Origin of the sequence: uncultured Hymenobacter sp., assembly GCF_964243305.1 — a bacterium.
Lineage (GTDB): Bacteria > Bacteroidota > Bacteroidia > Cytophagales > Hymenobacteraceae > Hymenobacter.
The window spans coordinates 1-9387 of record NZ_CAXTEF010000065.1 but is presented as its reverse complement, the minus strand read 5'-3'; the positions used below and the strand labels follow the sequence as shown (position 1 = coordinate 9387).

Below are 9387 nucleotides of genomic sequence, written 5' to 3'. Positions count from 1 at the left end.
CGACCACGAGGCCACGCCCCAGCAGTCGTCGAGCTGCCAGTACATCGAGCCCATCGTGCGGGGCCGGTTGCGGCGCAGGTGCTCGGCGCTGAGCTTGATGGCCTGGGCTTGCAGCACCTGGCTCACGTAGAGAAACGAGGCGAAATCCTTGGGTTCCTTGTAGTCGCGCAGCAAATAGTCCTTCAGGCGCGGGTTGCCCACGCTGCTGCGCTGGTGCTGCCGCATCACCGGCGACATGATGTCGCGGTCGGCGGCCACAGTAAATTGCTCGACCGACTTCAGCTCCGGAAACGACTGGAAGCCGTACTCGCTCATGAAGCGCGGCACCTGCTTTTCGTAGTCGGAGATGGGGGCCGTGCCGCCCCACACGTCCCAGTAGTGCATGTCGCCGCTGGTTTGGGAGCCAGCCATGTCCTCAAAGTCTGATGAGGGGCTCGATGACCAGTAAGGCCGGCTCGGGTCTTCGGCTTGCAGCACCGCGGGCAGCAGGTCGCGGTACAGCTTGAGGTAGTTGCTCCACACTTCGAGCTTGTGGGAGCCCATCTTCTCCGGCACGCCCCACTGCTGCCAGGCCACTTCGTTCTCGTTGTTTCCCACCCAGATGGATATGCTGGGATGGTCGCGCAGGCGCCGCACTTGGTAGGTGGCTTCGGCCCGCACGTTGTCCATAAACTCCTGATTGCCGGGGTAGAATGAGCAGGCGAACAGGAAATCCTGCCACACCATAATGCCCATTTCGTCGCAGGTATCATAGAAGTACTTGTTCTCGTAGATGCCGCCGCCCCACACGCGCAGCATGTTCATGTTGGCGTCCTTGGCCGCTTGCAGCAGCGTGTGGTAGCGCCCGTTAGTGACGCGGGTCGGGAAGATGTCGGCCGGAATCCAGTTGGCGCCCTTGGCAAAAACCGGGATGCCGTTAACCACAAACTCGAACGACTTGCCGTACTGGTCTTTCTCGCGGCGCAGCTGCAAGGTGCGCAGGCCGGTGCGGGTGCGGGCCTCGTCCAGCGGGCGGCCGTTTTGCAGCAGCTGTGCCCGGAAAGAGTACAGCGCCTGCGCGCCGTAGCCGGCCGGGTACCAGAGCTTCGGGTTGTCGAGGCGCACTTCAGCGGTCAGGGTGTGGCGGTTGGGTTGCAGCTGCACGGCCTGCTCGATGCGCGAGCCCACAGCTTTGCCGTCCGGGCCGATGGTTTCCAGCACCAGGGTCGCCTTGCGGCCGGCCGCGGCGGCGCTGGCTTCATATTCGACTTCCAGCCCCAGCTGGGCCGTTTGGGCGCTCAGCTGGCGCTGCACCACATGGAAGTCGGTGAGCTTGGCGTCGTCCCAGGCTTCGAGCTGCACGGGCTGCCACACGCCCGAGGTGACGAAGCGCGGGCCCCAGTCCCAGCCGTAGTGATAGGGCGCCTTGCGGGTGTAGGGGCTCAGCACCGGCCCCTTGTCGCCCACGATACCCATCGCCTGCTCATCGTTGATGGCGAACAGGTTGTAGCCGTACTTGGCGGGTAGGGCGGCCACTTCATTGAGGGGCGAGCGGAAGCGGATATGCAGGCGGTTCTCACCGGCGCGCAGCCGCGGCTTCACGTCGGCGCGCCACTCCCGGAACATGTTGTCGGTGTGCAGTATCGCGGCGTCGTTGAGCGTTACGTCCGCATACGTGTCCAGACCTTTAAATACCAGCTCCAGATTCGCCCGCTGCAACGTGGCGGGCGTCGCCGTGAACGTGGTTTCGTACTCCCAATCCACCTTGCCAATCCATTGCAGCTTGGTTTCGTTGTCGCGGTACAGCGGGTCTTCTATCTGCTTGGCGGCCAACATATCGGTGTGCACGCAACCCGGCACCGTGGCGGGGGCCCAGTTGTCTTTGCCCGCTTGCTTGAAGCGCCAGCCAGTGCTAAGCAGCTGCGTCGTTCTACCGGTAGCGGCGCCGGCCAGGCTGGTTTGCGCCCCTGCCTGATTGGCTACTATTAGGATAATCAACAGCAAATAGCCCGCAAAGCTGTGCCGACGGAAGAAATGCAAAATCATGGGTGGGGGTTGAGACATATGGATAGGGTTGGCACTTCTAGCTGTGAACCGGACGCTTTGCCGGCGTAAAAGCAAAAATCGATGCGGTAGACTAGCTTGCAAAGCTAAAAGGTTTTAGCAATTTCAAACGTTTGCAGTCTAATTTTTTCACTTCTTAATGCCAGTTTGAACTGTTAGCCCGCTTGCCAACAGTTAGCTTCAATCCGGGCTGTAACTGTCTCTCCAACAGAGCATCTAGCTTCGTTTTACCACGATAAACTTAGGCATATATTATGGTGCTAGCTGCTACAGATGAACAACTACTGCCCTGTTTTGCGAAGTAAGGTAAGTCCGCTGACTAATAAAAAGCTTATTCACGTAACCTATAAATTAGTTGTGGGTAAAGCACAGCCGGTAGCCGAATCGGGCGGGCGGGTGAGGGAGCTAACAAAGCCGGTTGAAACCGGGTGCTATGGCTGACAAATCCGTTTGCGGGTTGCTAATAAGAAAAAATGCTCCATATTTAGCTTGCAAATACGTTTTAGCACCGTTCTTCCGCCGCGCTAACGGAGCACAAGCGACAGAAAACGTGGCCACAGCTATCCAAATAGTGTAGCCCGACATAAGCCCAGGCTGCGGCGCAAATGGATGGCAGCCAACTGATTCCGTCGGTGCAGCAGCAAACGATTGTTGATTAATGCTGCCGGTGTGCGGCCTGCTCGCCCGTTGAACAGCCTCGGCCCTATTCGCTGCTATATGTAATTGCTTCATCGCCTAATGACATTAAAGATTTTACTTGGCTCACTGCTGGTTGGCTTGCTTGTCATATCGGGCAGCCGCTCAGTTCAGGCGTACGTGCGGCTGCCCGCGCTGGTGGGCGACCACATGGTGTTGCAGCGGGACCAGCCCCTACCCCTCTGGGGCTGGGCCGCGCCGGCTGAGCACGTGACGGTCCGTTTTCAGGGACGCAGCTACCCGGCCGTTGCCTCTGGCGCGGGCCGGTGGGAGATGACGCTGCCGGCTACGCCGAGCGGCGGGCCGTTTGCCATGACCATCACCGGGCAGAATACGCTTACCATCAATGACATCTTGATTGGCGATGTGTGGCTGGCGTCGGGCCAGTCGAACATGGAGCTGCCCTTGCGCGACCCCAACGCGCCCAAGCCCGGCGCCTACCCCCTCATTCTCAACGCTGAGCAGGAAGTGGCGCAGGCCGATTTCCTGCAAATCCGGCAGTTCACGGTGAAGAAGATGTCGGCGGCCACCCCGCAAAGCGAGCTGACGGGCTACAGCTGGCAGGTGTGCAGCCCGCAAACCGCCCGCGGCTTTTCGGCCGTGGCCTACTTCTTCGCCCGCGACCTGCACCAGCGCTACCGCGTACCGGTCGGCATCATCAGCAGCCCCTGGGGCGGCACGCCCGCTGAAGCCTGGGTGAGCGGTGTGGCCCTACAATCATTGGCCGCCGAGCCGCTGACCGCCGGGCTGGCCGGGCAATTCCCTACCCCCCCTCTGCCCGCCAAGGACCCGCAGAATACGCCCGCGGCGCTGTTTAATGGCATGATTGCGCCGTTGATTCCGTATGCGCTGAAGGGCGTTATCTGGTACCAGGGCGAAAGCAACGTGGGCCGGGCCGGGCAGTACCGCACGCTGTTTCCGGCGCTAATTCGGGATTGGCGCCAGCGCTGGGGCCAGGAGCTGCCTTTTCTGTTTGTGCAGCTGGCCAACTGGCAGCCCGCCTTGCCCCAGCCCGCCGACTCCGACTGGGCCCGGCTGCGCGAAGCCCAAACTGCCGCGCTGGCGCTGCCCCGCACGGGCATGGCCGTGGCCATCGACCTCGGCGACGCGGCCGATATTCACCCCGCCAACAAGCAGGACGTGGGACACCGGCTGGCCTTGGTGGCGCGCTCGGTGGCGTATGACGACCAGCAGGTGGTGGCTGCCGGCCCAGCCCTGAAAAAAATGCAGGTGCAGGGCAGCACGGTGCGGCTTGATTTCGAGCAAGTTGGCTCAGGTCTCGTCTTGCAAGTTGAGCGGGGAGTGCAGAAAACGCCAGGCGGCGTGCGGGGCTTTGCCGTGGCCGGCGCCGACAAGCAGTTTCATTGGGCCACCGGCACGCTGCAAGACCAGACGCTGGTGCTGACCAGCGCCGAAGTGCCCGCCCCGGTAGCCGTGCGTTACAACTGGGCCGATAACCCTAACGGCAACCTCTACAACCGCGAGGGTTTGCCCGCCGCGCCCTTTCGCACCGATACCTGGTAATGACTAACAACGAAACCGGCCGCTTTGGTCGCCTACGATTCGCAAGCACTTGCTCAGCCGTAATGAGAAAGTCAACCTTGCGATTCCTTCTCCTATTGACCGTGGCTATGAGCGGCCTGCCGGCCTGCCGGGCGGGCCGGGCCGCGCCGTTAGCTGCGGAAACCTTCTATGCGGCGGACAGCAAGCTGATTCAGTATGTGGGGCGCGTGGACTTTTCAGATGCTAAAAAACCGCGCTTTTGGGCGCCCGGCGTTTACATCACGGTCCGGTTCCGGGGGCCGGGCTGCGAAGTGACGCTCAACGACGAGGTGCTCTACGGCAAGAATCACAATTACCTTGAACTCATTCTGGACGGCCAGCCCAGCCGCCGGCAGCTGACGGGCAAAGTAAACACGCTCCGCATTGGGGAGGGCCTGGCGGACACCGAGCACACGCTCACTATTTGCAAGAACACCGAGGCTAATATTGGCTACCTTGAACTGGTGGGTGTCCGCTGCCGGAAGCTACTCGCGCCCAAGCCATTGTCGCGTCGTCGAATAGAGTTTATCGGCAACTCCATCACCTGCGGCACAGGCAGCGACGAGTCGGCGGTGCCCTGCGGCCAGGGCGTCTGGCACGACCAGCACAACGCCTACCTGGCCTATGGCCCGACCGTGGCGCGGGCGCTGGACGCGCAGTGGCAGCTGACGGCCGTTTCGGGCATTGGCCTCATGCGCAGCTGCTGCGGCATGGACGTGGTGATGCCCCAGGTGTTCGACAAGGTAAGCCTGCGCGACAACCGCATCAGCTGGGATTTCCAGCGCTACCAGCCCGATGTGGTGACCGTGGCCCTGGGCCAGAACGACGGCGTGCAGGACTCCGTGGTGTTTTGCCGCGCCTACAGGGAGTTTCTGCAAACCCTGCGCCGCCACTACCCGCGGGCGGACATCGTGTGCCTGACCAGTCCGATGGGCGACGCCAAGCTCACGGCCGCCCTGAAAAACTACCTCACGGCGGTGGTGCAGGCCGCCAAAGCCCGCGGCGACCAAAAGGTGCACTCCTTCTTTTTTGCCCGTCGCTACACCAGCGGCTGCGAGAGCCACCCCAGCCTGGCCGAGCATCAGCTCATCGCCCAGGAGCTGCTGGCCTTTCTGCAACCCCTGACCGGCTGGCGCTCCCGATAACCGCCCAGGCGCAGGCCGGAGCGGGTCGGGCTGGAGCGCTCCAGCCCGCGCCTGGCCCAAGACCCGGCCGCGTTCCTCGCTCACCACACTTTTTGCCTGTTCTACCACACTCTGTTTCCTCCAACTATGACAACCATTTCCACTGCCGCGCCCCTACCCCTCCTGAAAGAGCGGGAAGTGCTTTTCGACCATTCAGCCTATCAGAGGCAGCCAGCTGCCGGTTTCGATGAGGGCCAGAACCTGTGGGGCCTGGACCTGGGCGGCACCAAGATTGAAGGCGTGATTCTTAAGTCGGCGCGGGAGCCCGAGGTGCTGTTCCGCGACCGGGTGCCGACCGAGGCCGGCCAGGGCTACGCCCACATTCTGGGGCAGATTGAGCAGCTAGTAGCGCGCATGGAGCAGGCGGCGGGCTACCGCGCCCCCAGGCTGGGCATCGGCACGCCCGGCACCATGATTCCGCAATCGGGGCTGATGAAGAACTGCAACACTACGGCCCTGAACGGGCAGCCGCTGAAGGCCGACCTGGAGCGGCGGCTGGAGCGGCCCGTCGGCCTGGCCAATGATGCCAATTGCTTTGCGCTCTCGGAAGCGCGCCTGGGCGTGGTGAAGCGCGATTTCCCAGCCGCCAAGGTAGTGTTCGGCATCATTCTCGGGACGGGGGTAGGCGGCGGGATAGTCGTCAACGGGCAGGTACTGGGCGGCTTCCACGGCATTGCCGGCGAGTGGGGCCACAACTACCTGAGCGAAGCCGACGGCCAGCCCTGCTTCTGCGGCAAAACCGGGTGCATCGAAAGCATCCTCTCGGGGCCGGCTCTGGAGCGCTACTACGCCCAGCACAGCGGCCAGCCGCGCAGCCTGCCCGACATCATGGCGCGTGCCACGGCCGGTACTGACCCGGTTGCCATGCAAACCCAGCAGCGGCTTACCCACTACTTCGGCCTGGCCGTCAGCGCGGTAGTGAACGTGCTCGACCCGGATGTGATTGTGATTGGGGGCGGCGTGGGCAACATCCCGGCGCTGTACACGGCCGGCGTGGCCAACATCAGCCAGCACATTTTCGACCACCACTTCGCCGCCCCGGTGGTCAGGCCGCTGCTGGGCGACAGCGCCGGCGTGTTCGGCGCGGCTTACCTGGTGGCGGAGTAGCCGGCCCTGCGCCACGGAGGTAGCGGGGGGTAGGGGACGCAAATTCCTACCCCCTCCTAACGAGAAAGGTAGCAAAGCATGGCTGGCTAAATAAAGTATTTCGCTTAGCCAGCCGTGCTTTCATGTGACTGAATCTGCGCAGCTGCTTAGCAGCAGTTCACGCTTCCTGCTACTGGGCCCAACAGCCAGCTAAAAGGTCTTAGCGGATTAGCCTACCTTTGAAAGATAAGCGAATGGAAAATTTAGGGATGGGGGAGAAAGTAAAGAAACGGACGCTGCTCCATGACATTGCCACGCACCTGGACGTATCCATTGCCACGGTGTCGCTGGTGTTAAACGGCAAAGCCAAGCAGAGCCGCATCAGCGACGCGGTGGCGCAGCGGGTGATAGCCTACGTGCAGGAAGTGGGCTACAAGCCCAATCAGCTGGCCAAAAGCCTGCGCACCGGCAAGACGCACGTCATTGGCCTGGTGGTAGAGGATATTTCCAATCCGTTCTTCGCTATGGTTGCCTCGCTGATTGAAAAACAAGCGTTTGAGCGCGGCTACCGCATCATCTATTGCAGCACCGACAACAACCGGGAAAAGACCATCGAGCTGATTTCCATGTTTCAGGAGCGGCACGTCGACGGCTACATCATCGTGCCGGCCGAGGGAATTGAGGAGCAAATCAGCACCATCCTGCGCGAGCACACGCCCACCGTGCTCTTCGACCGCTACCTGCCGGAGCTGCCCACCAATTACATTGTGGTCGATGGCGCCCAGGGCACCTGCGCCGCCACCGAGCACCTGCTCGGACAAGGCTTTACCCGCATTGCCTTCGTCACGACCGACTCGACCCAGACGCAGATGGAGGAGCGCCTGCGCGGCTACGCCCAGACGCTGGAGGCGCGCCAGCTGCCCGTCAGCGTCAAGCGCGTGGCTGCAACCAAGAATTCCGAGGCGGTTATTACGGACATCCTGACCTTCATTCAAGCCAACGAAGCCTGCGAGGCCATCATTTTCTCCACCAACTACCTCAGCATCTACGGCCTAGAAGCTATTGCCCGGCTGAAGCGGCGCATCCCCCAGGACCTGGCCGTTATCTCCTACGATGACCACGACCTGTTCCGGCTCTACACGCCGGCCATCACCGTGATTGCCCAGCCCGTGGAAAGCATTGCCCAGAACGTTATTGACATCCTGCTGGAAGAACTTAAGCACCGGCGCGACGCGCCGCCGCGGCCGCTGCAACACGTCGTGCTGTCGCCTTCGCTTATCATCCGGCAGTCGTCCATTCGCGCGCCGGCCCCTACCCCCCTGGCTCGCCCGAAGTGGTAGCGTCCTAGCAGCAGCCGGCTTACTTGGCTGCTATCAGCTCAGCGACTATCCCAGCGGCGCCGGGCGTAGACTTTGGGCCGGCCGGCGGGGGTAGGGACTGGAAGTTGCGCCGCCGCGCGCCGCCCGCGCCGGGGCTTCGGCACTGAATAGCATCGGGGGGCGTTCTCGAATTTACTGCTGCACCAGCACCCGCCGGGTGATGGCCGGCAGGTTGGCGCCCCGCACCGTGAGCAGGTAGAGGCCGCTGCCGATGCCTGGCAGCGGCACCTGAAAGGTATTGGCGCCCGCTTGCAGCTGGGCCGGTTGCCGAAGCACTTCCTGCCCCACGGCGTTGGTCAGGGGGATGAGGACGGCCTGCCCGGCGGCCAGGGTGAAGCTGGCATTGAGGCTGAAGCCTGTGGCTGGATTGGGATACACGGCCAGGGCCTCACGCCCCGGCAACTGCGTGGAGCTGGTAGCCGTGACTGTGCTCTTCTAGTTGAGCAATTCATCCAGCGTAATGATGTCGGAGTCGACATACACGCGCGCGAGCAGGTTTACGGGCTGCTTTCGCAGCCAGTCCGCGCCCTGCCAGATGGTGAACCACGACCACCAGGTGGCGTAGGCCCGGATGTTTTCCGGGTCGGGCTGGTTGCCGCTCTCCGTGAGGGCAACCAGCTTTCGGCCGCCAAACTGCGTTTGCAATCCGGCCCAGTCGCTGCTCATGTTGGCTTTCGCATCCACGTACAAGTCCACGCCCGCTACGTCCACGTAAGCGTCACCGGGGTACCAGTCGGCCCCCGGATTCTGGGTGCCGCCGTACACCCAAATCAGGTTGTGGAGTTGATGGCGGGTGGTGAGCCGCTAGTAGAGCAGGCGCCAGAGTCCCTTGTAGGGGCCCGCGCCCTTGGCACCCCACCAGAACCAGGCGCCCTGCGCCTCGTGCAGCGGCCGCCACAGCACGGGAATGTCGGCCGCCTGAAACTTCTTCAGCTCTACGGCAATAGCGTCGATGTCGCGCAGCAGCAACTGGTAGCGGGCGCCGGTCTTATCGGCCAGTACGCTGGCCACGTCGAAAGTGCTGGCATCAGTGTAAAAGCCGCGCCACCAGGAGTTGGTCGCGCTGTTAATCAGGTCCGTGGGGGCGTTCCAGTGCCACATCAAACTCACGATGCCCCGCGCCTGACCTTTCCAGGCCCAGCCCAAGAACTGCTCGGCGTAGCCAGTGGGGTTGGAGCCGTACTCCCGGCGGGAAGGCGAATACCCAATTGGGTCGAAGCTGCCCAAGGCGGGCTCCCTAACCTGGCCGACGCGCAGGCCAGCGTGGCCGACTATTTTGACTACTACAACCACGAGCGCCTGCACTCCAGTATTGACTAGCAAACGCCGTATCACGCTCACCAACAGCTTTTTCAACTTAACGCCCTATACTGCCCAGCATAATCAGACCACCTCACTTGCCCTAGGGCGTGTTCTCAGCTAAGTGCTTACTTTAGGGTCATGAACGCCGACCGCAC

At 62.4% G+C, this 9387-nt stretch carries 6 protein-coding genes and 1 pseudogene; 4 read left to right on the top strand and 3 right to left on the bottom strand.

Translation table 11 applies throughout. The features are described 5' to 3' along the window. A partial coding sequence (locus ACFE70_RS19720; protein ID WP_375419500.1) for a glycoside hydrolase family 2 protein occupies positions 1 to 2025 on the bottom strand: 2025 nt, incomplete at its 3' end. A gap of 756 nt (positions 2026 to 2781) precedes the next feature. Between ACFE70_RS19720 and ACFE70_RS19715 the strand changes: the two genes are divergently transcribed. The 4 genes from ACFE70_RS19715 (at position 2782) to ACFE70_RS19700 (ending at position 7891) form a co-directional block, all read left to right on the top strand. After that, positions 2782 to 4263 carry a sialate O-acetylesterase gene (locus ACFE70_RS19715; protein ID WP_375419499.1) on the top strand — a complete coding sequence of 494 codons (1482 nt, stop codon included), beginning with the start codon at positions 2782 to 2784 and terminating at the stop codon, positions 4261 to 4263. 107 nt (positions 4264 to 4370) lie between these two features. Then, on the top strand, positions 4371 to 5426 hold the full coding sequence (locus ACFE70_RS19710; RefSeq protein ID WP_375419498.1) for an SGNH/GDSL hydrolase family protein: 1056 nt from the start codon (positions 4371 to 4373) through the stop codon (positions 5424 to 5426). Positions 5427 to 5552: 126 nt separating this feature from the next. Further along, positions 5553 to 6572 (top strand): ROK family protein, encoded by a 1020-nt coding sequence (locus ACFE70_RS19705; RefSeq protein ID WP_375419497.1) that lies wholly within the window; start codon positions 5553 to 5555, stop codon positions 6570 to 6572. A gap of 218 nt (positions 6573 to 6790) precedes the next feature. Next, positions 6791 to 7891 carry a LacI family DNA-binding transcriptional regulator gene (locus ACFE70_RS19700; protein ID WP_375419496.1) on the top strand — a complete coding sequence of 367 codons (1101 nt, stop codon included), beginning with the start codon at positions 6791 to 6793 and terminating at the stop codon, positions 7889 to 7891. A 171-nt stretch (positions 7892 to 8062) separates the two neighbouring features. Here ACFE70_RS19700 and ACFE70_RS19695 read toward each other — a convergent pair whose 3' ends face one another. Together ACFE70_RS19695 and ACFE70_RS19690 are read right to left on the bottom strand one after the other, a co-directional pair. After that, entirely contained in the window at positions 8063 to 8332 is a 270-nt protein-coding gene (locus tag ACFE70_RS19695) for a T9SS type A sorting domain-containing protein (RefSeq protein WP_375419495.1), read from the bottom strand. Positions 8333 to 8365: 33 nt separating this feature from the next. Beyond that, positions 8366 to 9223: pseudogene (locus ACFE70_RS19690) on the bottom strand (glycosyl hydrolase). Positions 9224 to 9387: the final 164 nt, after the last annotated feature.

Coding starts and splice junctions, on each gene's coding strand:
- ACFE70_RS19715 (WP_375419499.1), top strand. CDS start 2,782: ATGACATTAAAGATTTTACTTGGCTCACTGCTGGTTGGCTTGCTTGTC.
- ACFE70_RS19710 (WP_375419498.1), top strand. CDS start 4,371: ATGAGCGGCCTGCCGGCCTGCCGGGCGGGCCGGGCCGCGCCGTTAGCT.
- ACFE70_RS19705 (WP_375419497.1), top strand. CDS start 5,553: ATGACAACCATTTCCACTGCCGCGCCCCTACCCCTCCTGAAAGAGCGG.